The 22,927-nt window shown below is 64.8% G+C and carries 18 protein-coding genes and 1 tRNA gene; 5 read left to right on the forward strand and 14 right to left on the reverse strand.

Annotated elements, in window-relative coordinates:
• Nucleotides 1-113: 113 nt before the first annotated feature.
• The 5 genes from WFH00_RS02435 to WFH00_RS02455 all read right to left on the reverse strand — a co-directional run bounded on the left by WFH00_RS02435 (nucleotide 114) and on the right by WFH00_RS02455 (nucleotide 4,574).
• Nucleotides 114-1,481, reverse strand: coding sequence for a uracil-xanthine permease family protein (locus WFH00_RS02435; protein ID WP_336659001.1), 1,368 nt, complete (start codon nucleotides 1,479-1,481; stop codon nucleotides 114-116).
• 143 nt (nucleotides 1,482-1,624) lie between these two features.
• Nucleotides 1,625-2,005: a cupin domain-containing protein gene (locus WFH00_RS02440; protein WP_336659002.1), complete on the reverse strand. Its 381-nt coding sequence runs from the start codon at nucleotides 2,003-2,005 to the stop codon at nucleotides 1,625-1,627.
• Complete coding sequence (locus tag WFH00_RS02445; protein ID WP_336659003.1) at nucleotides 2,002-3,426, reverse strand: NAD(P)/FAD-dependent oxidoreductase; 1,425 nt, start codon at nucleotides 3,424-3,426, stop codon at nucleotides 2,002-2,004. Before WFH00_RS02445 ends, WFH00_RS02440 begins: the two co-directional genes overlap by 4 nt.
• 183 nt (nucleotides 3,427-3,609) lie before the next feature.
• A complete protein-coding gene (locus tag WFH00_RS02450; protein WP_336659004.1) occupies nucleotides 3,610-3,834 on the reverse strand; it encodes an HPP family protein in 225 nt (74 codons plus the stop codon).
• On the reverse strand, nucleotides 3,831-4,574 hold the full coding sequence (locus WFH00_RS02455; RefSeq protein WP_336659005.1) for a CYTH domain-containing protein: 744 nt from the start codon (nucleotides 4,572-4,574) through the stop codon (nucleotides 3,831-3,833). Before WFH00_RS02455 ends, WFH00_RS02450 begins: the two co-directional genes overlap by 4 nt.
• A 118-nt stretch (nucleotides 4,575-4,692) precedes the next feature.
• On the opposite strand from WFH00_RS02455, the gene WFH00_RS02460 reads away from it, so the two are divergent.
• Complete coding sequence (locus WFH00_RS02460) at nucleotides 4,693-5,247, forward strand: hypothetical protein (RefSeq protein ID WP_336659006.1); 555 nt, start codon at nucleotides 4,693-4,695, stop codon at nucleotides 5,245-5,247.
• A gap of 305 nt (nucleotides 5,248-5,552) precedes the next feature.
• Here the strand turns inward: WFH00_RS02460 and WFH00_RS02465 are convergent, their stop codons facing one another.
• Nucleotides 5,553-8,882: a DUF7927 domain-containing protein gene (locus WFH00_RS02465; protein ID WP_336659007.1), complete on the reverse strand. Its 3,330-nt coding sequence runs from the start codon at nucleotides 8,880-8,882 to the stop codon at nucleotides 5,553-5,555.
• 661 nt (nucleotides 8,883-9,543) lie between these two features.
• Between WFH00_RS02465 and WFH00_RS02470 the strand changes: the two genes are divergently transcribed.
• The 3 genes from WFH00_RS02470 to WFH00_RS02480 all read left to right on the forward strand — a co-directional run bounded on the left by WFH00_RS02470 (nucleotide 9,544) and on the right by WFH00_RS02480 (nucleotide 11,314).
• The gene (locus tag WFH00_RS02470; protein WP_336659008.1) at nucleotides 9,544-9,873 is read left to right on the forward strand and encodes a DUF7882 family protein; all 330 of its coding nucleotides are present in this window, start codon (nucleotides 9,544-9,546) and stop codon (nucleotides 9,871-9,873) included.
• Nucleotides 9,874-10,004: 131 nt separating this feature from the next.
• A complete protein-coding gene (locus tag WFH00_RS02475) occupies nucleotides 10,005-10,946 on the forward strand; it encodes a redoxin family protein (RefSeq protein WP_336659009.1) in 942 nt (313 codons plus the stop codon).
• Nucleotides 10,943-11,314: an antibiotic biosynthesis monooxygenase family protein gene (locus tag WFH00_RS02480; RefSeq protein ID WP_336659010.1), complete on the forward strand. Its 372-nt coding sequence runs from the start codon at nucleotides 10,943-10,945 to the stop codon at nucleotides 11,312-11,314. The genes WFH00_RS02475 and WFH00_RS02480 overlap by 4 nt, the downstream gene beginning before the upstream one ends.
• A gap of 323 nt (nucleotides 11,315-11,637) precedes the next feature.
• Here WFH00_RS02480 and WFH00_RS02485 read toward each other — a convergent pair whose 3' ends face one another.
• The 5 genes from WFH00_RS02485 to WFH00_RS02505 all read right to left on the reverse strand — a co-directional run bounded on the left by WFH00_RS02485 (nucleotide 11,638) and on the right by WFH00_RS02505 (nucleotide 15,508).
• Nucleotides 11,638-12,036 carry a LysE family translocator gene (locus WFH00_RS02485; protein WP_336659011.1) on the reverse strand — a complete coding sequence of 133 codons (399 nt, stop codon included), beginning with the start codon at nucleotides 12,034-12,036 and terminating at the stop codon, nucleotides 11,638-11,640.
• A 40-nt stretch (nucleotides 12,037-12,076) separates the two neighbouring features.
• Nucleotides 12,077-12,149, reverse strand: a tRNA-Arg gene (locus WFH00_RS02490).
• Between the two features lie 163 nt (nucleotides 12,150-12,312).
• Nucleotides 12,313-13,071: an NlpC/P60 family protein gene (locus tag WFH00_RS02495; protein WP_336659012.1), complete on the reverse strand. Its 759-nt coding sequence runs from the start codon at nucleotides 13,069-13,071 to the stop codon at nucleotides 12,313-12,315.
• A gap of 276 nt (nucleotides 13,072-13,347) precedes the next feature.
• Nucleotides 13,348-14,700, reverse strand: coding sequence for an NADP-specific glutamate dehydrogenase (gdhA, locus tag WFH00_RS02500; RefSeq protein ID WP_336659014.1), 1,353 nt, complete (start codon nucleotides 14,698-14,700; stop codon nucleotides 13,348-13,350).
• A 115-nt stretch (nucleotides 14,701-14,815) separates the two neighbouring features.
• Nucleotides 14,816-15,508, reverse strand: coding sequence for a metal-dependent transcriptional regulator (locus WFH00_RS02505; RefSeq protein ID WP_336659015.1), 693 nt, complete (start codon nucleotides 15,506-15,508; stop codon nucleotides 14,816-14,818).
• 99 nt (nucleotides 15,509-15,607) lie between these two features.
• Between WFH00_RS02505 and serC the strand changes: the two genes are divergently transcribed.
• On the forward strand, nucleotides 15,608-16,726 hold the full coding sequence (gene serC, locus WFH00_RS02510) for a phosphoserine transaminase (RefSeq protein WP_336659016.1): 1,119 nt from the start codon (nucleotides 15,608-15,610) through the stop codon (nucleotides 16,724-16,726).
• Between the two features lie 117 nt (nucleotides 16,727-16,843).
• On the opposite strand, the gene WFH00_RS02515 is transcribed toward serC, so the two are convergent.
• The 3 genes from WFH00_RS02515 to WFH00_RS02525 form a co-directional block, all read right to left on the reverse strand.
• Nucleotides 16,844-17,848: a class C sortase gene (locus tag WFH00_RS02515; RefSeq protein ID WP_336659017.1), complete on the reverse strand. Its 1,005-nt coding sequence runs from the start codon at nucleotides 17,846-17,848 to the stop codon at nucleotides 16,844-16,846.
• 102 nt (nucleotides 17,849-17,950) lie between these two features.
• Nucleotides 17,951-19,429 carry a SpaH/EbpB family LPXTG-anchored major pilin gene (locus WFH00_RS02520; RefSeq protein ID WP_336659019.1) on the reverse strand — a complete coding sequence of 493 codons (1,479 nt, stop codon included), beginning with the start codon at nucleotides 19,427-19,429 and terminating at the stop codon, nucleotides 17,951-17,953.
• 40 nt (nucleotides 19,430-19,469) lie between these two features.
• Nucleotides 19,470-22,736, reverse strand: coding sequence for a SpaA isopeptide-forming pilin-related protein (locus WFH00_RS02525; RefSeq protein WP_336659020.1), 3,267 nt, complete (start codon nucleotides 22,734-22,736; stop codon nucleotides 19,470-19,472).
• Between the last annotated feature and the right edge of the window lie 191 nt (nucleotides 22,737-22,927).

Here is a 22,927-nt window from a genome sequence, read left to right on the forward strand (position 1 = left end):
GGTCGCCGTAACCGATCTACACTCCACACACCGCCACCCTAAGCGGATCTCCGCAAAATCCCCGCTGACGCGCCGGAGTTTCGCGCCCGGTCACGGAGCTTCTGAGCGGGCGCTCAGTCGCGTGATTCGCTCGTGACGACCGGGTCAGCGACCTGGACATGCCCGCCACGCATCTTCGCGAGCCCTCGCATCACGTGATAGATGACCACCGCGGCGATCGTGCCGAGCGCGATCCCGTTGAAGATCACGTTGCCGATCTGCAGGGAGAAGTCGGCGATGCCGACGATCAACGGTACTGCCGCCGAGAACTGGTTGATCGGCTTCGAAAAGTCGACCTTGTTGTCGATCCAGATCTTCACGCCGATGAGGCCGATGAGTCCGTACAGCGCCACGGTCACGCCTCCGAGGACCCCCGGCGGCACCGAGAAGATGACCGCGCCGACCTTCGGCGAGAAGCTGAGCAGCACGGCGATCACGCCGGCGACCCAGTAGGCCGCCGTCGAGTAGACGCGCGTTGCCGCCATCACGCCGATGTTCTCGCCGTAGGTCGTGGTGCCCGATCCGCCACCGAAGCCCGCGAGGATCGTCGAGACGCCGTCCGCGAGAAGTGCCCGGCCCGTGAGCGCGTCCATGTCGCGGTCGATCATCAGGCCGACGCTCTTCACGTGCCCCACGTTCTCGGCGATGAGCACGAGCACGACAGGCAGGAACGCGGGCAGCAGCCCCCAGAGGGACGGGTCGGCGAACGGGTTGCCGACCGCGTGGAACTCGGGCAGGCCGAACCAGGCGGCCTGCCTCACGCCGGAGAAGTCGACGAGGCCAGTGATTGCCGCGACGATGTAGCCGACCACGAGGCCCAGCACGATCGAGAGGCGGCCGATGAGACCGCGGAACAGCACGGTGATGAGCAGGATCGCGGCAATCGTCACGAGGGCGACCGTCGACGACAGGCCCTGGTCGACATCCGGGTGGTTGGCGGGGTCGCCGATCCAGTTGTTCTTGACCGCGGGTGCCAGGTTGAAGCCGATTAGCGCGACCACCCCGCCCATAACGACGGGCGGCATGAGGGCGTTGATCCATCCGGATCCGTAGACGTTCACGATGACGCCGACGATCGCCATGAGCACACCGATCGCGAGGATCCCGAACGAGGCGCGTCCGAGATCCGGGTTCGCGGGGTCACCGCTCGCGAGCGCCGCCATGATGGGCGCGATGAACGCGAAGGAGGAACCGAGGTAGCTGGGGAGGCGGTTGCCGGTGATCAGCAGGAACAGGAGCGTGCCGAGACCCGAGAAGAAGAGCGTCGCGGTCGGGCTGAAGCCGGTGATCAGCGGCACGAGGAAGGTTGCGCCGAACATGGCGATGACGTGCTGCGCGCCGAAGCCGATCGTGCGTCCCCAGCCGAGTCGCTCCTCCGGGAGCACGATCGCCTCGGGGGCGACGTGCGTTCCGTCGCCGTGCTGCTTCCAGGTCATCGCCATCGAGGCTCCTTCGGGGGTGACGGATCGCGAGGAGCCGCGCGGCCACCCCTCTGAGCGCACAGCCAATCTCACATCCTAGTGCGGGTCTGCCCGGATGGATGCTCGGGGCGGCGCACCATGTTGCGCACGTAGCCCCGTAGCGATCACGCCTCCGAAATGTAGACCTTTCGAATGTGGTCCTGCACCGTCCAACGGGTACGCGTGCCCGCGACAAGCCGCATGACGTCGCCCGCAGTAACCTCGACGACCTCGCCGCTCGCCTCGGGCTCCCCCGGCACCTCGAGAAACTCAATGGTCGCCCCGCCGCTCAGCACGACGAACAACTCGTCAACTTCCGTATCCGTCGCGACGCCGCCGCGCAGCTCCCAGATGCCGACCTCGGCCTCGCCGATCTTGCCAAGTTCGACGAAGCCCTGAGCGGGCGAGCCCGACACGACATCCGCGACGTCGACGGGCTCCAGCTTGACCGGGATCGAGCCCCCGCGCACCGCCTCGTTTCGCCCCTCGGGCAGCAGCGCGCTCACGAGTCGAACCCGAAGCCGACGGCGTCCATGATCTTCAGGAAGACGTTGCGCTTGCCACCGTTGTGGTCGGCGCGGTCGAACGACCAGCGGAACATGTTCACGCCGATGGAAGCGGCGGGCTCGGGCGGGAACGGCAGCGGCATCTGCTTCACCATCTCGAGCTCCGTCCGCTCCGTGACGCGCCCCTCGAAGCGGTCGGCGATGACATCAGCCGCGAAGTGCGTCGCGCCGACGCCGAGACCCGTGAAGCCCGACACATACTGCACTCGGCCGCCGTAGGCCTCACCGAAGAACGCGCAGAAGCGAGTGCTCGAATCGATGGCGCCCGCCCAGCGGTGCGAGAACTTGACGCCCTCGAGCTGCGGGAACGTCGTGAAGAAGTGGCTCGCGAGTTTGCGGTGGCTTTCCATGCGGTCTTCGTACTCGCGCTTGATCCGCCCGCCCGCGTGGTACACGGCGTCGTAACCGCCCCAGAGGATTCGGTTGTCCTTCGTGAGGCGCGAGTAATGGAACTGGTTCGCGAGATCCGACAGCCCCTCGCGGCCCTCCCACCCGATCGAGGCGAGCTGCTCGTCGGTCAGCGGCTCGGTGACGAGCACGTAGTCGTAGACGGGGATCGTGTGGAAGCGGTAGCGCTTGAGGAGGGAGGGGAAGACGTTCGTGCAGAGCGCCACGCGCTCTGCGGTGACGGCGCTGCCGTTCTTGATCGAGAGGCGGATCGGGGTCTCCGCCGATCCCGAAATGTCCGTCACCGGGGAACCCTCGTAGAGCTCGACGCCGATATCAGCCGCGTGCCGGGCAAGCTCGAGCGCGAGCTTCGCGGGGTGCACGTTCGCGTTCTCGGTCGGCGAGAACTCGCCACCGAGGAACGTGGGCGACTTGATGCGTGCCTGCGTCTCGTCGCGATCGAGCGTGACAACGTGCGGATCATCGCTCTCGCCGAGCCAGTCGACCTGATAGGCCTCGTTCGCGACCGACAGGGCGCCGTTGCGCTCGAAGTCGACGTCGAGCTCGTGCTCGGCGATGAAGCGCTCGATCGCGTCGAGGTTCTCGTAGCCGAGGCGGCGCAGTGTGCCTGTCTCGTTGGGCCACCGTGACTCGGCGTTCGGCTCGCCGTGGGTGATGCTCGCCTCGCAGAATCCGCCGTTGCGGCCGGACGCGGCCCAACCGACGCGAACGGCCTCGATCAGCACGACGCGGCGCTCGGGGTGCTCCGTCTTCAGCTTGATCGCGGTCCAGAGGCCGGCGAAGCCGCCGCCGACGATCGCGTCATCGACCTGCTGCTCGCCGTTCAGCTCGGGGTGCCGCGGAGCCCGATCGGCGACATCATCAAGCCAGAAGCAGGAAAGCTTCGTGTCGGCGAGTGCCTGATCGAGAGTCTGCTCGGTCGGGCGGTGCGTTTCAAAGATGGTGGGGTGCATGGGGTCCTCGTCGTCGATGTCCGCTTCGATCCTCGCATAAGTCGGCGAGGGTGTACATGGCCGTTACGGCGCGTATGCTCCGAAATCGCGTTCGAAGCGGGCGATCGACGGTCGATTTCCCCCGAGAAGCGCGCCCGACGCTATCGAATCAGCACCGGGTGCCCGTCCGCCCCGGCGTGCTGCTTACCTCTCGTCAGTGGGAGGCTTCATGATCGCGCCGGTTGCGAGGCCCATCGCGAGACCGGCGGGTAGCCACAGCCAGAACTCGGTGAGCGCGCTCAAGACGACACCGATGATCGCGCCCATCACGAGGCCAACGATGATCTGCTTGCGTCGCGCTCGCGGTGATGGCGGCTCGTCGCCCGATCCTCGTTCCGGTGCCGCTCCACCCGCAGATCCGCGCTTCATCGTTCTCCTCTATTCACCGATTCGCCAGCGATTACTCCCGCTTCGACGGCCGCCGCCCGATCCGAGCGATCGAGTGCTTCGAGCGCCGCGATCCGCTCGGGTTCCGCGCCCCGCGCTCGCGCGAGCGTCACCAGGTTGCCGGTCGCACGCGCGATCTTCGCGAGGCTGAGCGACTGCGCCGCGCCCGCGCTCAGCAGCAACGGTTCCACGTCGTCGAGCGCCTCGGGCAGGGCACCGGGCAGCAGCTCGGCCTCCCACTCGCGCCACACTCGCGCGACCCCGGCACTTCGGTCGAACGCCGTCACGCGATCATCTGCGATTTCCACGAGTTCGGCTCCCGCGGCGTCGCTCAGCGTCACGACCGTGCGCTCGGTTTCGAGCTCCGCGATCGGCGCGACGTCACCGGCCGCCCCACCGATGCGGTCCCGGAGTTCCGCCCTCGCGCCCTCTGGCATCTCGGCACTGGGCGGCCAGAAGAACTCCCGCACGCCCTCTTCACCGCGCACCTTGATGTGCCATCCCGCGTCTTTGCCGCCGTGACGCACGCGTAACGCGAGGCCGCGCCGAGCAAGGTCGCCGCGGGCGGTGTCGAAGTACACGGCGGAGAGTTCGTACGTCACCGGCGACGATGCGGCGTAACCCGCGCGCTCGAATGTCGCGGCAGAGGGCAGCGGCACATCAGGGGCGACCTCGTACTTGCGCTCGATCTCGAGCGACTCCTCCCCCGCTTGCTGGCTCATGGTTTCAGTGTACGGCCGGAGGCTGTGCTGCTGGCCGGGTCACGAGCACTGTGAGCACGGTGGGTCCCCTCGACGCTCGGCCACACAGCGGGCGCGCGCCCGCGGTTACACTGGGCCGGTGGACGATGACAGCGAGATTCGGAACGCGATCGTCCGCGCCCGTGAGGCAAGTGCGCGCGAGGCCGAGCGCCTCGAGGCTGCTGGCGTCGAGCGCGAGGCACTGGCCGAATTCGTCCCTGCGCGGCGAGGCTTCCTCCGCCGAAAGCCGGCCGTGATGCGCCCCGTCGGTGAGGCGTGGCGCGTGGCCTCCATTCTGTTGGCGCCCGACGGCACGATGTACGCGTTGGGGCACGCGACCCGCTCGGCTGAACGCGGTCGACCCGGGTACCAATCGGTGTCGCGCGAGGAGCGTCGCGAGATCGCGGCGGCGGCGCTGCGCGGCGGGTACCCGGTCGGAACGCCGGTCAACTACGACGCGGCACCGCTCCCCCTCGACCCCGATGACGTTGAGGCGCTGCGGTCGGCGCCTCAGAGCCTGCCGGTCGGGTTCGCGGAGGGCGAGGTGCGGGTGAGGTGGCGGATCGGCGCACCGCTCTCAGGCGCACCAGCCCTGAGCGACTTCCTCCGCGAGCGCGTCGACCTGCTCATCGACCCGCCCTTCGCGCGCGACTGACCGCGGCCCGCCCTGGCCTGCCCGACGCCCTCGTGCCCGTCCGCGAGACCGAGTGCCCCTCGTTTGGATCGGCCACTTGTTGTGGCTATACGTCGGCTTATCCACAACGACTGACCGATCGAGGTTCGAGCGTGATGCGTCGGGCGGGTGCGGGTGCGGGGTGCGGCTCAGCGCAATAGGTAATGCCCCGGGGCTCTCCTTGCGTGTCGAGAGCCCCAGGGCACCATATTCCGGGAACGCGATGGTTCCCCTGCCTCGGGGCCCTCCTAGCGTGTCGAGACCCCCGAGGAACCTACCGCCGGGGACTACCCGGCGCGCTTGGTGAGGCGGCGTGCGACCACGAGGAGCACCACCACGGCTCCACCACCGAGCACGAGCAGGCGCATCAGGCCGTCTGTTCCCGTGAACGGGAGGTGCGGGGTGACCGCGAGCGGGTTCCACACACAGAACACGCCGTCCTCTTCGCAGTCGGGAGTGATGTCGGGGGATGCGAGGAGCATATTCACGAGATCACGATCCCCCTCATGATCCTCTTCCGACATGACGGTCGCCGTGTACGTGATCGTGGCCGTGTTCCCCGCAGGGACGGTACCCTTCAAGATGAGTTTTCCGGTCTGCCCGGTGATGTCGGGGGTGACGGTGATGGTGCCGTCCTTCACGACCCAGTCGTGGTTCACGACCGCATCATCCAAGAGGCCGTCGAGGATATCGATCGTGTCGACCTTCGCTGCGGCCTTCCCCGGGTTGTGGAACGTCAGCGTGTACGTCAACTCCTCCCCGTACGTCACCAACATTTCAGGCTCCGGATCCACGGTCTTCGACATCGCGAGACCCGCACGCGTGATATCCACCGACGAGCACCGGTCCGCGTCTTTCGCGAGCACGATGTTATTCGCGAGACAGGCCGTGTTGTTCAGCTCGTAATCCTCGACCTTGTTCTTCACGACCTTCGCCTGATAGCTCAGGGTGCGGGTCTCCCCGACCGCGAGTGTGCCGTGCCAGTAGAGCTTGTGGTTGTCCTCGTAGAACCGATTCGTCGGGACCGTTCCCCCGATGTCAGTCCACACGAGTTGGGCGTCATCGGTGACCTTCGAAAGATCGTCCGTCATGACCGGGTTGACGCCGTTCGTTCCGCCGAAGTTGAAGCCGTTCAGCACACCCGGACCGTGGTTGGTGACCTTCACCTTGTAGGTGGCGACGTCGTTCAGGCCGTACAGCCCGGTCTTGTCGGCGGACTTCTCGATCGACAACACCGGAACCAGGTCCGTGGTCCAGGAACACTTCGACCACTCCGACGAGGAGCCCACCATCAGGATGAGCTTGCCGTCATCATCGGTGCACCCAAACGTGTCGTCATCGTAGGTGCCGGCTTCGGCGTAGTTCAGCAGGGTCGCGTCCCCGGCCTGGTCGGGCTTCACCGTCACCGAATACTTCACCGTCGCAGTCTCACCGGGTCCGAACGAGGCTCCCTTGTCGAGGAACACTTTCACATAGCCGGTCGCCGGATCGTAGGACCCCTTCACGTCAGGGTTCGCGGACGTCACGGCGAGATCGTTATTGAACACCGCATCGTCGAGAACACCCTTGGTCTGATCCCGCGCGAGGAGACCGATACCCGCGACCGTGTCCTCATCGAAGTACCCGAGGCCGTCGTTGCGGACGTTCACGGTGTACGTCACCTTGCCAGTGACTTGGTCATACGAAGATTGCTTCTGCACCTGGATTTCGGGCGGAAGCATCAGTGGCTTTACTTTCGCGGACGCGTTCAGCGGTTCATAAGCCCAGTTGTCGATGTAACGGTTCTCGCCCCAAGACATCGCCCAGTCGTTGATCGTCGTCGTCCATCCGTGCACTCCGCCCGGCACGTCGCTATTCACTCCCATAGATCCATCGAGCGGCGCCGGGACGACCGCTCCCGCGGGCAAAGGAGTGAGTTCCGAGTCGTTCCAAAAAAGCATCGAGTCGGGATCGTTTCCGTTCAGACGAGTGATCGTTATCCCTTCCATGACCTCGCCGTCGTCAATCGTAAAATGAACTTCTCCAAGAGTCGCGAAATGGAGTCGCGCGGTCACGTCAGCTTTGGCGGGTATCGACTTCCCGAGAGCGTCTTTCCCGTCGAACGCAAATTCGACGTCGCTTGAGCCAAAATTTGCACTAAAGGGAAGCGACACATCGACCGAATCCCCGTACGAACCGTTACCGTTTGCATCTACTTGCAGCAGGTACGTACCCAAATAGGACTCCGGAAGTTTCCAGTTCAAGTTCCCTCGGAAAGGCAAGTTCGCGGTGCTCTCGGGTTCCCATTGAACTGGCACATTCTCCAACTCTGCGCGCATTAGTGTCGGAGGAAGAAGCCGCACCTTTGCCCCATCGAGAGTCGCGGTTGCTGCCATGGTGCTGTCCGGCCGCTCATAAAACTGAAGATACGGCGTGCCACATGGCTTGTATGGGGACTCATAGTCTTCCCACCAGTGGTAGACGCTCCGATACTTTGAGATGCATCGATCTTCGATATCGGGATCCCGAACGCCACTGCTCGTTGTATCAATCGTGGCGAAACCGCCCATCCAGTTGCGTGCGAGCACCTCGTAAATATGCCCTGACTGCAGCAGAGGCCAGAACCTCACGTCCCTGCCGTCCTCGTGATTCTGATTGATGTTCGTCTGGGGCGTGGCGACACGTCCTTGAATGCGACCGTCATACAAATCGGTTGCGTCTGCGTACGAGTACTGCCCGACCATTGTGGGAAGACTGTTCGGGATTACCGCGGTAAAGGGCAAGTACCAGAAATTCTGCCCTGAACGGCCCGCCATTCCTGAATCAAAGTTGATTTGGACGATTCCGTCCGTCTCTCCCGACGCGAACTTTGGGCTGACCGTCATTGTCGCGACTTTATAGTCCGTCCAGTTGATCCCTCCAACACCCTGTTGCTTGGGGAACTGATAGGACTCGCGTTCACCTGATGGGTGAATAATTTCCCAGTCGAGGGTGGTGATGGCCCTCTTCTTTACGACAAGCAATAGAGTTTCACCGGCCCGAAGGTACGCCAGGTTCGTATTGCGATTGACCGACGGAATATTTAACAGAGAATCTGCGGCGAGACTACTAAAAGGCACCACCGTCGCCATAGCGCCTTGCAGCGGCTGCACGATCGTGGGTGCGTCCGCCTTGAGGGCATCAAAAAGCGGGCCGCGATTCTTCAGCGGATTGAGTTTTTGTTTCGGGACGGCCTCGTCCTTCGGCTTCGTTGCCGAGTCTTCCGAGGGGCCGTCTGTTACTTCAGGTGAGTCTTCAGAGCCCCCCCCCCCCCCCGCGGAGGTGGGGTCGGTGGCGCCCGGGTGATCCGCACCCTGGGCAGCAGCGTTCGAGTCGGGCTCCTCGCCCGCATCGATCTTTTCGGCGTCGTTCTGCACTTCGCCATTGTCACCAGCGGCAGCAGCGTCGCTCGCAGGCTGGAGACTTTGCTCGCTGCTCTTCAGCTCGACGGAGGTGCCCGGAGTCGCCGGGTCATCCACCGTCGCCGACGCGGCGCTACCTACCGGCAGCGACGCCGGCACCACCAGTGCCGCGGCCAGCAGCATCGCCGCCGAAATACTCAGTGCACGCTTCGACCAGACACGATTGGTCAACGCCATGACTCACCCCTTGAAGACTCGCTACACACGGTGCGTCCTCGAGAAGGACGGCACTCTTTCCGCTATATAGAGTCAGAGATCACGACCTGGACTCAGCGCTCCACGCCCTGCCTTAGGCCCTCCGCAAGAAAAAGTGCAGCACGTCCACGACGCAATTGAGTAGTGCGCTTCCGCCGCACGCACGCGCCGCCATGCAAGGCGGAGAACTCATGCTGTCGAAGACTTCGTGGAAGGGCGCCGGTGAGCGTGCGTTGAGGGCCGCCGCACTGACTACATCGGCTTTATCGGTACCGAATCGGCGTCATCGAAGAGGCTTGACAGAACGTACTGCCCCTGTCCGGTGTCACCGCCCTCGTGTCAGTGCTCACGTCGATCGCTTCCCCGCCTGCAGATGACTCGGAACGCGGTCGCTTGTGCAGAGCGGTCGCCACGCCGCCTGACGCCCGACACAAATCGCCCCCGCGACGCGTGGCAGCGTCGGGAGAGGGCGATTTCTTTATGGGCAGCCACGCTTCAAAGACACAAGGGGTACTTGCGTCGAAGGTTGACCAGGATCCATCTTTACTCCTGCTCGACGCCGTTCGCAAAACGAGTTTTGCGACAGGCCGACGACTTTGTGCGTAAAGCTGCGCATTTCGGGCGACCGTGACACCCTCAGCAAATGGGGTACTTAATGCACGGAACTCACGAGTACGAGTTCGAAGACCGATTACTCACGCACTTGAAAATGGTGATCGCGCAAAAGCTGATGAAGCAGGAAGGCTTTCTGCTGAGCTGGACGAAAACGGCGGAGGCCGGGAGCGGTCGAGTATCGCTCTGGCTCTCTCCATTCGTGCAGCTCGGGTTCCGGTTTTCCGGTGGCCGTCCTCCCGAGCTCAATAGGACGTGGCTCCGAGTGCTCAACTCGTTGTCGAACACGTCTCGTGGACTCGTCGTGATGTCGGAAGATGACGCCGTGAAGTACGCGAAGCAGAACCCAGACCTCCTCTGACCACATCGGAAATGCCCCCTCTCCTGAGCCAACGGCCCGGGAGAGGGGGCGTTTTTTGTATCTGGGGGTCCACCAGATTTGACCTTGCCCCGGGGGGCCAGGTTTAAAGTGAGCCGGAAGGAGGAAGCGTTATGCGAATTGGAGAGCTCGTCGCGCTCACCGGTGCTTCAGTGAAGGCCATCCGCTACTACGAACAACTCGGACTGATCGCGCCCGCCCGTAAAGACAACGGATACCGCTCGTTCGACGACCATGACGCGCGTGCGGTCAGCGAGATCCGAGAGCTCGCGAGCCTCGGCGTTTCACCGCAGCAAGCGGCGCCCTTCCTCGAATGTCTGGGCCTGGGCCACGACCGAGGAGACGACTGCGTCAGTTCGCTCAGCGTCTACCGAGACACGATCGCCAACCTCGACCGCATGATCGGCTCTTTATCCGAACGCCGCATCGAATTGCAACGCCGTCTGAACGAGAGCGCCGAACGTACCTTCACACAAAGGAGCAATATGACCGACTTCACTCTCCTGCCCGAAGGCTTGCCCGTTCCCGACGACGACGGCGCCGCTGGTCACCTCCCGGGCATGCACCTGCCGAATCTCGTCCTCCCAACGAGTGATGGGCGCCGTGTCTCGTTCGACGCTCTAGGGCCAGGGCGTACCGTGGTGTACTTGTACCCCCTCACGGGCAAGCCAGGCGTTGACCTCCCGGAGGGCTGGGACGCGATTCCCGGTGCGCGGGGTTGCTCTACGGAGGCCTGTGATTTCAGCAATCACTTTGATCAGCTTCGGCAGGCCGGAGCGCAGCGCGTGTACGGGATGTCGAGTCAGAGCCCCGAGTATCAAGACGAAGTAGTTCAGCGGCTGCAGCTGCCATTCACGATGATTTCGGACGAGAGCCTCGCCGTCGCAGACGCACTCAAACTGCCCACCTTCGCCGCGCCAGGCCACGAGCGGCTCTACTCGCGCCTCACCCTCATTGTGCGCGACGGAGAGATCGAGCATGCCTTCTACCCGATCTTCCCACCCAACACGCACGCGCAGCAGGTACTCGCGTGGCTCGAGCAACACCCTGCATGAACGGCACATCTTTGACGCAGAAGCCTCAGTACAGCTCCACATTCATCTTCGAGACCGCGAACCTCACCGAGGAATTCCACCGGATCGACAGCGAGATCGCGACCCGCGCTCGCGAGATTCCTGGTTTTCTCGGTGAGGAAGCGTGGCATAACGAGGCAACGGGGCTGCATGCGGAGGTCTATTACTGGACCGACATGGATGCTCTCAAGCAGCTCATAACGATGGACACCCACCAGCTCGCGAAGTCACGGTACGACGAATGGCTCGGCGAGTACCGTGTCGTGATCTCGGAGGTGCAAGCCGTGTACGGCAACCCGGCTATTGGCCTCGAACATCAGCCAAAGGGGAACCAGGGCAGCGGAAGTTGAGGCGTACATAACGACGAAGGCCCTGCGGCTGAGGTCGCGACCCGGTTCGGCATGAGGTGCTCGTTGAGATCGATCTCGCTCGTCTGGTAGTCCTGCGCGGGCGACGGGAACCCGCACGCCGCCTCGACGCTCGCGAGCGGGATGAGCGCTGGCGGCGCATCGGGCAGTAAAACCCGAATCTCATCCACTCGCATCGCTCACCTCCCTCGTTCGAAACTATGTTCGAACGGAAATGCTACGCGCGGGCTTCGACATTCGCGAATTAGTCATGGACGGCGCGCCTACTCACTCGCAGCACGCACGACTGCAGTGGCCGGTGCCTGTCATCTCAGGTACGTGACCTGTTCGACCAGGATGCCGCCACCGATGAGCAGCATGATGACGCCCGCGACGCGGGTCACGGTCACGCTCACCCGCGGCCTCGACTGCAGTAGCCGTGTCGCAGCGAGAGCTACAGCGAAGTAGGCAATCGCGCGGTTCGCCACATGCAGCGCGCCGAGCACGAACATCTGAACCGAGGAGGACCAACCGTCGACCGTCGTGAACTGTGGCAGCAACGCAAGCAGCAAAAGAATCCCTTTGGGATTGATGCCCGAGACTCCCACTCCACGAACGAACTGTGTCGCCGGTCGATCATCGGCGGGGGCGTCCGACACGTGAATCGGCGCAACTTTGCAGGGGGAACATCGAATGAGGCGCGACAATCCCGCAGGCGAGCACACTACTGCCAGGCCTTCAGGCTCTTGCCAATGGTGGTAAGGGTGCCCCGGATAGGAATCGAACCTACGACACCTTCTTTAGGAGAGAAGTGCTCTATCCACTGAGCTACCGGGGCGGGTCTGAGCCGCGGACGGCCCCTGCGAGTCTAGCGCAAGCCCATGCGTCGTAAGGCTCCGGCGTCGCGACGACCGCATGTCTCCGTGCAGTGATACGCCAACGGGCGGGGTCGAAACCCCGCCCGCGACTGCGCCTATCTCGACGCGAAAGAATACTCGGACTTAGCTGAGGCGCACCACGGTCGGCGACGCGTTCGGTGATGCGTAGGTGCTCACGACCGTCTGGTTGCCGCCCCAGCCACCGTGCACGGCCTGGCCGTTGCCGATGTAGATCGCCACGTGGGGGGCGCCCGGCCACATCAGGATGTCACCCGGTGCGTAGTTGCCGTCGGTAACAGGCGTGCCGTAGCGCGCGAAGTCCTGCACGCCGTGGTCGTAGCCGCCCTGGTCGCGACGCGTGGTCAGCCCGATGGCCGCGAGCGAGTTCTGCACGAGGTCGGTGCAATCCTGGTTCACGCCGACCTGAGCGATAGCGGCGTTCACGAGCCCCGAAGCGCCCTCGCCAGCCGGCACATCGCTTCCCGAACGGGAGCTGCTCACCGGGGTCGCGGTGGTAGCCGCTTCTGCAGCGGCCTTCTCTGCTGCTTCAGCCGCCTTCTTCGCCTCGGCTTCGCGCTTCTTCTCTTCAACAGCTGCCTGATCGGCGGCGATGAACTCTGCGCCTTCGACCGAGTCGACCGAGGAATCGAGCACCGTCGCCTCAGCTTCGGCCGCCGTCAGCGACTGCTGCAGAGCGGGATTCGCGTCAGGCGCGCCCTCTGCATTCGGTGAGGCTGCGTACGCAGGGATCGAGAACGTTCCGACCATGCCGAGGCTGAGCGCTGCTGCACCCGCCATCTGCACGAACCGCTTCGCTCGCGTCGGGGTCCGCTGGCCGAGGTCATTCGGGAGCACGACGTCCGCGCTGGAGTGCTGAGTCACGTGGGATTTCTGCCTTACTGTTGCCTACAAGAGTCTGCGTCAGGTGCGGCCCTGGGGCCGCGACCGTTCAAGGCTAACCGAACATCACAGATATGTCACGCTCAGGTCACGAAACCCTGAACCTCTACTGAAAGCCTCAAGAACCGCGCGGTTCTCGAGCATGAATCGCTGAGTCATCACGCCGCTCAGCACTCCCGGTGAGAGCGGCCATGCACCCTCGCACGACCGCTCCCCTCCCGAATGATCCCTCGCAACGCAGCGGCGTCACACCGCGGCCTAGATCACTCCCTGAGCGAGCATGGCTTGCGCCACGGTGACGAACGCCGCCGAGTTCGCACCGAGCACGTAGTCGCCCGGTCGTCCGTAACGCTCCGACGCCTCGTACGTCGAATTGTGCACATCGCGCATGATGTCGTGCAGGCGCGATTCGCTCGTATCGCGATCCCAGCGAGAGCGCGCGGCATTCTGACGCATTTCGAGCGCCGACGTCGCGACGCCGCCAGCGTTCGCGGCCTTACCTGGCGCGAACAGCACGCCCGCCTGCTGGAAGATCTCGACGGCCTCCGGAGTCGTCGGCATGTTCGCCCCCTCCGCGACGGCCCGCAACCCTCCCGCGACGAGCGATCGGGCGTGGTTCGCGTCGAGCTCGTTCTGCGTGGCGCACGGGAACGCGAGCTCACCGGTGACCTCCCACACGGAACCGCCGGAGACGAAGCGTGCGCTCGGCCGCCGATCCGCATATACAGAGATCCGCGCCCGCTCGACCTCCTTCACCTGCTTCAAGAGGTCAACATCGATACCGGCCTCGTCCACGATGTAACCGCTCGAGTCCGACGCGGTGATCGGGGTTCCGCCGAGCTGCTGAATCTTCTCGATCGCGTAGGTCGCGACGTTGCCGGAGCCGGAGACGATCGCCCGACGGCCCGCGATCCCCTCCCCCGCCCGAGCGAGCATCTCCTCTGCGAAGAAGACCGCGCCATAGCCAGTCGCCTCGGTCCGCACCTCGGCGCCGCCCCAGCCGACACCCTTACCCGTGAGCACGCCAGACTCGTAGCGCTGGGTGATCCGCCGATACTGCCCGAAGAGATACCCGATCTCGCGCGCCCCGACACCAATGTCGCCGGCCGGAATGTCGGTGTCCTCACCGATGTGGTGCACGAGCTCCATCATGAAGCTCTGGCAGAAACGCATGACCTCGGCGTCGCTCTTGCCGCTCGGGTCGAAGTCCGAGCCGCCCTTGCCGCCACCGATGCGCTGCGAAGTGAGCGCATTCTTGAAGATCTGCTCGAAGCCGAGAAACTTCACGACCGACAGGTTCACCGAGGGGTGGAACCGGAGTCCTCCCTTATAGGGGCCGAGCGCGGAGTTGAACTGCACGCGGTACCCGCGGTTCACCCGCACCTGACCCGAGTCGTCCGTCCACGGCACTCGGAAGATCAGCTGGCGCTCCGGTTCGACCAGTCGGTCGAGCACCCCCGCTTCCATGAACTCCGGGTGCTCCGCGAGCACCGGATGCAGCGTTTCGAGCACCTCGTTGACGGCTTGGAGAAATTCGGGCTCGGCGGCACTTCGCGAAGCCACGGTCTCGGCCACCGTACGCAGGTGGAATTCAGGGGTGGGTGTGGTCACAGGGACTCCTCGGGTATATCAACTCCATTAGGACAGCCCATGCAACGGGCAGATCCGGGTACGTATACGCACACTGCTTCCGCCGTTTCGTGACGGCGGAAGTGCTGCGTTGTCTCTACTGCGAGACGAAAATGTGAGCGGCGACCTCGGATGGAAGGTCAATCGCTTCACTTGAACCTTCGACCTCGACGTGGACGATGTCCGCGTTCCGAGTGAAGGAAGCTGTACGGCCCGGCAGAACCCCCGCCGCCGCGAGCTGCTCGAGCAGCTCGGGGTCGACTTGGAGCGGCTCTGCGAGACGCTTGATGCGCGCGACAACCGGCAGCCCGGGCTCAAGGAGCAGCTCCCCGATCCCCGTGACGCCCGTTTGGAACGAACCGGCGCGAATGGCTCCGAGCTCTTCGAGACCAGGAATCGGGTTGCCGTACGGCGATTCCGTGGGGTTGCCGAGGATGCCGAGCAGCTTGCGTTCCACCTGCTCGCTCATCACGTGCTCCCAGCGGCAAGCTTCTTCATGCACGTACGCCCATTCAAGGCCGATGACGTCCGCGAGCAGGCGCTCGGCGAGGCGATGCTTGCGCATGACATGCGTGGCCTTGCTGCGCCCAGGACCAGTCAATTCAAGCCGACGGTCACCGGTCACGATCACCAGTCCATCGCGCTCCATTCGCCCGACGGTCTGAGATACGGTCGGACCCGAGTGACCGAGACGCTCAGAGATGCGCGCGCGCAGCGGGACGATGCCCTCCTCCTCCAGCTCCAAGATGGTTCGGAGATACATCTCTGTGGTGTCGATCAGATCTGCCATCGCGTCCTTTCGGGTCCGTCCTCCAGCTTATGCCATTGCACGCTGATTGAGGTCGTGCTGTGCCATTGCTCGCGTCGCGCCATCGCTAGAATTGCCCGCATGGCTGACATTACGATCCCCGCTGAGTTGCTGCCCGCCGACGGACGTTTCGGCTGCGGGCCCTCGAAGGTCCGCGACGAACAGCTCTCGTTCCTCGGATCCCTGCAGCCGGGCGTGCTCGGCACCTCGCATCGCCAGGCACCGGTGAAGAACCTCGTCGGGAGCGTGCGGGCGGGTCTCGCCGAGCTCTTCCGTGCACCGGAGGGCTACGAGATCCTGCTCGCGAACGGAGGAGCGACGACGTTCTGGGACTCCGCCGTCCACTCGCTCATCGAGCGTCGCAGCCAGCACCTCACCTTCGGCGAGTTCGGGGCGAAGTTCGCGAAGGCGGCGAGCGCGGCTCCCTTCCTCGAGGAGCCCGATGTGCGGGCGGCGGATCCCGGCTCCCGTTCAGCGACCGAGGCCGTGGCCGGTGTCGACGTCTACGCATACCCGCACAACGAGACCTCGACCGGCGTGATGGCTCCGGTGCAGCGCGTCGAGGGCGACGCCGGTGCGCTGACGGTCGTCGACGCGACGAGCGGGGCCGGCGGGATCGACTTCGACGCTTCCGAGGTCGACGTCTACTATTTCTCGCCGCAGAAGAACTTCGCATCGGACGGCGGGCTCTGGTTCGCGCTCGTCTCCCCCGCTGCGATCGAACGCATCGAGCGCGTGACGGCATCGGGTCGTTACATTCCGGAGACGCTCAACCTCGCGGGCGCAATCGAGAACTCGCGCAAGAACCAGACGCTGAACACCCCGGCTCTCGCAACGCTCGGCCTCATGGACGAGCAGGTGCGCTGGATGAACGAACAGGGCGGTCTCTCCTGGGCGGCAGCCCGCACCGCTGAATCCTCCGGGGTACTGTACGAGTGGGCGGAACGCACCCCGGTCGCACGGCCTTTCGTGGCGAACTCCGAGGATCGCTCGCAGGTTGTCGTGACGATCGATTTCGATGACGCGGTGGATGCGGCGGCCATCTCCTCGGCGCTGCGTGCGAATGGCGTCGTCGATACCGAGCCCTACCGCAAGCTGGGGCGCAACCAGCTGCGCATCGCAACGTTCACCGCGATCGAGCCTGATGACGTGCGCGCGCTCACCGCGTCGATCGACTTCGTGCTCGAGCGCCTCGGCTAAGGCCGGGCGCGGCCGTCGGACCCGGAGCGAAGGGGGGACTCGCCGGGCCCGACGGTGAAGCGGGAGGTCGCGGATCGCCGTGAAACGGCGATGGATACGCGCCCGTGTGATCCGCTTCTATTTCGGGGCGTTGTCGCGGCCCATCGCCGCGGGCGCCCCGGTCTCTGATATCAACATCGTGTCGGCGGATCGCATTCCCGCATTCGCGGTCGGCGTTCCGAGCCCGTCGCGCCGAGGGCGGCCAGCCCAGCCGACGTACGCCGTGAGCAGCACCACTGCCGCCCCGAGGCCGACCGCCCACCAGGGGAAACCGGGGATCTCGGGGGGAGTTCCCGCGTCATCGAGCACCGCTTCCGGGGTTGGCGTGACACGTTCTCCGGTCACGAGGATGCGGTGCGAGTTGATACCGAGCGGCGTGCAGGTGACGAGCGTGACGAGATCTTTCCCAAACGTCGGATAGAGCGCCTCTCCTTCGTCAGGCCGCACTACCTGGGTGCCGCTCACACGGTACGCGAGCACCTCGCCGAACACTTCGATGCTGAACAGGTCACCTGGCCGCACCTCGTCGAGGCGCGTGAACAGTTCAGCTGTCGCGAGACCGCGGTGCGCGGTGAGCACAGAGTGCTGGGACGCTCCCCCGACGGGTAACGAGGTGCCCTCGAGGTGCCCGACTCCATGCTCGAGCGTGGCATCGTCTGTGCCGTGGTAGATGGGAAGGTCAAGGTCGATCGCGGGGAGGCGGAGTCGACCCATCGCCCCGTCGGAGCTCGCGTTCAGCAAGTCCTCGTACACGTCGACCCCGCTTGCGACTCCCGTACTCTCGGGCAGACGGCCTTGCTCGGGGAGGAGTGCTCCGCTGCTCAGCGCCTCGTTGTAGGCTCGCGCCCGGTCGAGTTCGCTCGAGAGGCTGCTGGAGGGCTCGGCCGCGACTTCTCCCTCGACTGAGCGCACCACCTGCGACTGAGCGGCTTGGGAGAACCAGGCGGCGACTCCGGGGTAAAGTGCGACGCCGACGCCCGTGAGCGCGAGGAGCGCCGCAGTGAGCGCGAACTTGGGAATTCGCCAGCGGCCCTGAGCGACCTCGTCCTCTCTGGCCCCGCGATCCGCCTGCACCGTGCTCATGGGACGCCCCTCTCGTCTCAGTTCCTCCAGTCGAAGGAGGTCATTCATCGCCCCGAACCGCGGAAGGGTGGCCCAGCATCCACCGGACCACCCTCTCCGGCACTACTTCACCGAACCCCGCTTGCGGCGCGAGGCTGCGAGCGCGGCGCCTCCGGCGATCGCGACGAGTGCCATGCCGCCAGCCATGAACGCGGTGGTTCCCGCCGCACCGGTGAGCGGGAGCATCGGCCCGTCGTACTGCGTGTTGGCGATGGACTTCACGACCACGCTGGCTGCCGGCCCCGCAGAAACGACCACCTCGGTCCACGCTCCGTCACCCGTGGGGAGAACGTACCCGGCCGGAGCCTTCGTCTCTTGCACCCAGTAGGACTTCGTGAGCGTTGCTCCGTTGCCGACCCAGAGCCCATCAACGACGATCACTCCGGCAGCGTTGCTCGTGAGCGTGCCAACGCCATCGACCTCGGGGCCGCCCTTCGTCTCATGCAGCGTGAACTCGGCCCCCTGCAGCCCCTGCGACTTCGCGGTCGCCGAGACCTTCATGATCTTCAGCGGACCCCAGTTGGTCTGCGCGGGGTCGGTCTCGCGAACCGAGTCGTTTACGTTCACCGCGGCCGTGTTCGAGATTTTGCCGCCGGTGTTCCCCTCGCCGAGTGACGTCACTGTCGTGGTCAACTTGACGACAACGTTGCTCTTGTCCATGAGCTGCGCCCGCCCTGCTGCGGTCAGCGTGACGGCTACGTTCGCTCCCTCCGCGGGCAGGGTGTCCGGCGACAGGGTGTAGTCGGTCCCGGGATCGAGCTCCACGCCGTCGAGGCTGACGATCGCACCCGTGAGCGTCAGTCGCGGGTCCAACTGATCGGTGATCACGAACTTCCGGTAGGTATCTCCCGCTCCGAGTTCGGGGATCGGCGCGGTCACGGTCCACTCCACGGTCGAACCGAGCACGAGTCCGCCGGGCTCCGCGACGGTCTTCTCGGGGTTCGTCTCGTTGAGCTTGTTCTTCGGGTACACGTGCACCTCATAGAGCCAGGTGCTATTCGTCTCGTCCTGGTACGGCACCGAAACCAGCATCGGCTCGACCGGAGAGACGATCGGGTTCGATCCTGGGCTCGTCTCAGAGATGAGGTAGAGACCGTATGGGAGTTCGTCTACCGTGGCGAGGCCTCCGCCCTCCGTGGTCACCGTCTCCACGTCCGTCAAGCTGTACGGTGCGGTGCTCGCGTTATCGACGGTGACGTCCTCCGCGTAGTCCCAGCCCTCGGCCGTCTTCAGATCGATCGGTACGCCCAGATGCGAGACGCGCTGCACGCTGAATTCCACACCGTCGAGACCCTGGCCGAGCTCGGTGACCTTCGTGGGATCCGTGATCACCTTGCCGTCACCGGCTGCCCCGGGATCGCCCGCGTGCTTGTGGATCACGATACTTCCGGTGGTGCCGGTGATGTTCGCCGGGCTCGGTGGCGGCGGATCCGTGGCCTGCGCTGCCGAGGATCCGATGGCGGTGCCCAGGAGCGCCAGTGCTGCGGCCCCGGCTGCTGCGAGCGCGCGCCGCGCGAGCGGTCGCCGTGCTGATCGAGTCATGGTGGTGTTCCTCTCTACTGAGCGCTTCGTTGCGCCCGGGTCATGGGTTGGTGGTGATTGAGGTGGAGATACGGCGGCGGAGGGAGCGGACTCGGTGCGCGACGATCGCGGTGAGGATCGCGAGTACTCCCAGACACAGACCGCCGAGAGCGAAGAGATGCGCTCCGATGCCGCCGGTGAGCGGAATCGGCACGGGCGTCTGTTGCTCATTGACGATCGCGCCCTGGTCGATGACCGAGCCGGCGTTCTCGGCGGTGACCGAGAAGGTGAACTCGGCGCCGCCCGTGTAGCCCGGAGGTGCCTTCGTCTCACGGACGGTGTAGTCGCCCCAGCTCAAGTCTTCGAGCTCGAACTCACCCGCCGCTGGATTCACGTCTGGCCCCGAGCACGGCACAGCCGTGCAGTCGGGAATCGTCGTGCCTGAGGCGCCCATACCGGGCCCGGTGATGTTCCACTCGGCTCCCTCGAGGAGTTCCTCGTCGTGCTTCGAGACTTTCGTCCAGGCGACGGCGCCGGGAAGATCGCTGTTGGCGATGGTGCAGGTCACCGCGGCACCGTCGCTCAGGTCAACGACGTGACCTTCCGCGACCTCGAGCTCGGTCTTACCGTCGAGGCACGTCCATGCGCTTGCGCGGTATCCCGCGGGGCCCGACTCGTCGAGCGCGTACTCGCCTGGAGTGACCGTTGCCTTCGTCACCGAGTCATCTCCGGTCTTGCCCGAGATGTTCGTGCCGCCGGTGGCGCTGAGCGTCCAGTCGCTCACCTTGCTGGTGCCGCCATGCGCGTTCACGACCTTCTTCACGAGCGTGAGTTCGGCCTCAGGCCGCACTTCGCGGTTGACGACCGTGCACTTCGTGATCAAGGCGTTCCGCACAGGAACTGTGAAGCCGTTCTGGCCTGGAACCACCGCGCCCGCGGCGTCCGTACAAGTAGCCCCGACGAACGTGTAACCCGGCTTCGGCGTCTCCTGAACGGTGAATTGGAGCGTGCCCGCTTCGGGGAAGACGATGGGAAAGTTGGTGCCGGAATCCGTGGTCGTCTGCACCGCGGGAACGCTGCCCGGAGCGCTGCTCTGTCCTGTGAACTCCCACCCCGCTGCGTTCGCGATCTTCACATTGCCATCGGCGTCCTGCACTTGCTTCACCACAGTGAGGGTGCTCGCGCAATTCTTGGTGGCGATTTCCTGCAGGGTTTCCTGCAGTTCGTCGAAGTCCGACGCGAGGAAGTAGTCATTCCCGGGCGTCGGTCCGCTGATCGCGCGGAGATTGAGGTCGGAATTCGTGCTCAGGCCGACACCGACACCCACGATCTTCGTCTTGGACCCGCTCGGGCCCGTGGTCGCCTTGATGGCGTTCGCCGACATCACGGCTTGCTCCACCATGCGGAACTGCACGTTGGTGCTCGTGGTCGATCCGTTGCCGAAGGTGGTCGGGTCCCCGTCGGTCAGCATGAGCACCATGTCGTACTTGCCCCATGCGTTGACGTTCTGCAGCGCCGCGTCCCAGTTGGTGTAGCCGTTGCCCTGCGAGGGGAGGCCGTTGTCGATCATGCGGGCGGCACCGAGATAGCCGGAGTTCCCTCCCGCCGATCCGGGAACCGCGAGATCGTAGGCGGTACCGCCGTTGAGCGTGCCCGCGGTTGTATTGAAGTCGAACATCGAAACTCGCGACGGAGTGCCACCCAGGCCATTCGCCCCCACGAACTGCTTCGCGGCGGTCTTGAACTGCGTCATCTCCCCGCTATTGATCGAAGTCGAGGTGTCGAACACCATCGCGATCGATATTCCGCACACCTGAGGGAACGGCGGATTCACGCGCTCATTTACCCAGGCTCCGCTGACGGTGTTCGAAGCGGGAGAGTTGCTATCGGCCGTCACATTCCGGACGACGTTCTGCGATCCGGTTCCGACCGCGACTCGGAAACGATACGGAGTCTCCGTCTTCGTCGACTCATAGTCGCCCGTTCCCAGGGTGTCGATCGCTCGCCATCCCGCGGGGGTGCTCTTCTCCACGACCCACGCACCGGACTGATTCGCGTTCGACACCGGTATCGTGCACGTTCCATCAGCTCCGGTCGTGCAGGATCCGAGGGGAGCCCCGGTCGGCTGGCCTGGTGAGCCGCTGGTCGAAGCGAAGGCCTCGTACGTCGCACCGGCGACCGGCAGCCCGTTGGTCATCCCGCTGCCCTTGCGATCTCCGATCTTCGTGATCTTCAGGGTGGTCGTGCCGCAGCTCGACGGCGGATCAACAGCGACCGGCGCAGCCCACGCCTGAATGTTCCGATTGCCCGTCCAGGACCTGATGTATCCGGTCGACCCCAGTTGGGAAGGGCAACCCGATGAGCCCGTGAGACTCGTTGGAAGCTGCCAATCGAGCACCATCGTGAACCCACCATCCGGCGATGAGAGCACGCCACTTAAGGGACTCGAGCACGAACCGGGATAGCTATTGCCGCTCGTGTAGGTGCAGTAGCGCGTCGTGTAAGTCTGGCTACTGCCGGTGCTGTTCTCGATCAGGAGCACGATGCCGCCCTGCGATCGATCTGGCTGCGGCACTGGCTCGGCGCCTCGCCCGGTTCCCCAAGACTCCGGAGCGACCGTGTACTCAATCGACCATCCCTTGGTGCCGGTCGCAGCGGGTCGCGTCCACGTCGCGCCGAGTCTCCACGTGTTTTCTGAAGTCCGCGTATAGCTTGATGTGAAGGAGTTGAGCTCCGTTGCCTGCGCCGGATCGCCGGACGAGTACCACCGTGATGGATTCGAGGCGTCGTCAGAGGGCTGGTAGGTGCCCTTCGGCTGAGCACCGGGCGGGGCGGCGAGTGCGATTACTCCCGCGGCCTTCTTCTTCGTTGTGCTCTCGCTCACCGACTGCTTCTGAGCGGAGTCGTCCGCCACTCCACTCTGAGTCGGTGACTGCGGCTCGATTTCCTCTGATGGGGCGCTGGTCCCGGGCGTCCCGGCGTCGGGGTTCTCGGCGGGGTTCTGCGGGTCCGTCACCTCCGCTGTCGGCGCCTCCGGTGACGGAGAGATCGGAGGCGGGACTTCGGCGTTCGTGTTCTCGGGCGGGTCGTCACCGGGAACGACTCCAGCCGGATCCTCCACGCCGTCAATCGCTGCGCCAGCACCGCCCGCATCGCCCTCGACAGTGCTCGGAGTTTCCGTGGGCATTTCGTCCGCGGATTGCATCACGCGAGAGGAGCCAGTTGTCGCCTCGACGTTCGGGTCTGCCGCCGAATCCTCGGCGAAGGCCGGCATGGACCAGCCGCCTGCGAGCGCTGCAGCCAGCAAACCGACCGTGAGGCTTCGCACCAGCCCGGTCCGTCCTGCGCGGTCGCCGGAACTCCGGCGCTCACTCCCCCACCACGTTGATCCCGATTTCGTGCGCAATCCTCGTTGATGCATGACATCCCCGTCTCCACAGCTCCGGGGACGGCTCCGTCATCGTTGACGTCGCCCGTTACAGCCCCCCATTGCCGAGTCACCCTACGAACGGGAGGGCG

Source organism: Leucobacter sp. USHLN153 (assembly GCF_037145615.1).
Taxonomy (GTDB): domain Bacteria; phylum Actinomycetota; class Actinomycetes; order Actinomycetales; family Microbacteriaceae; genus Leucobacter.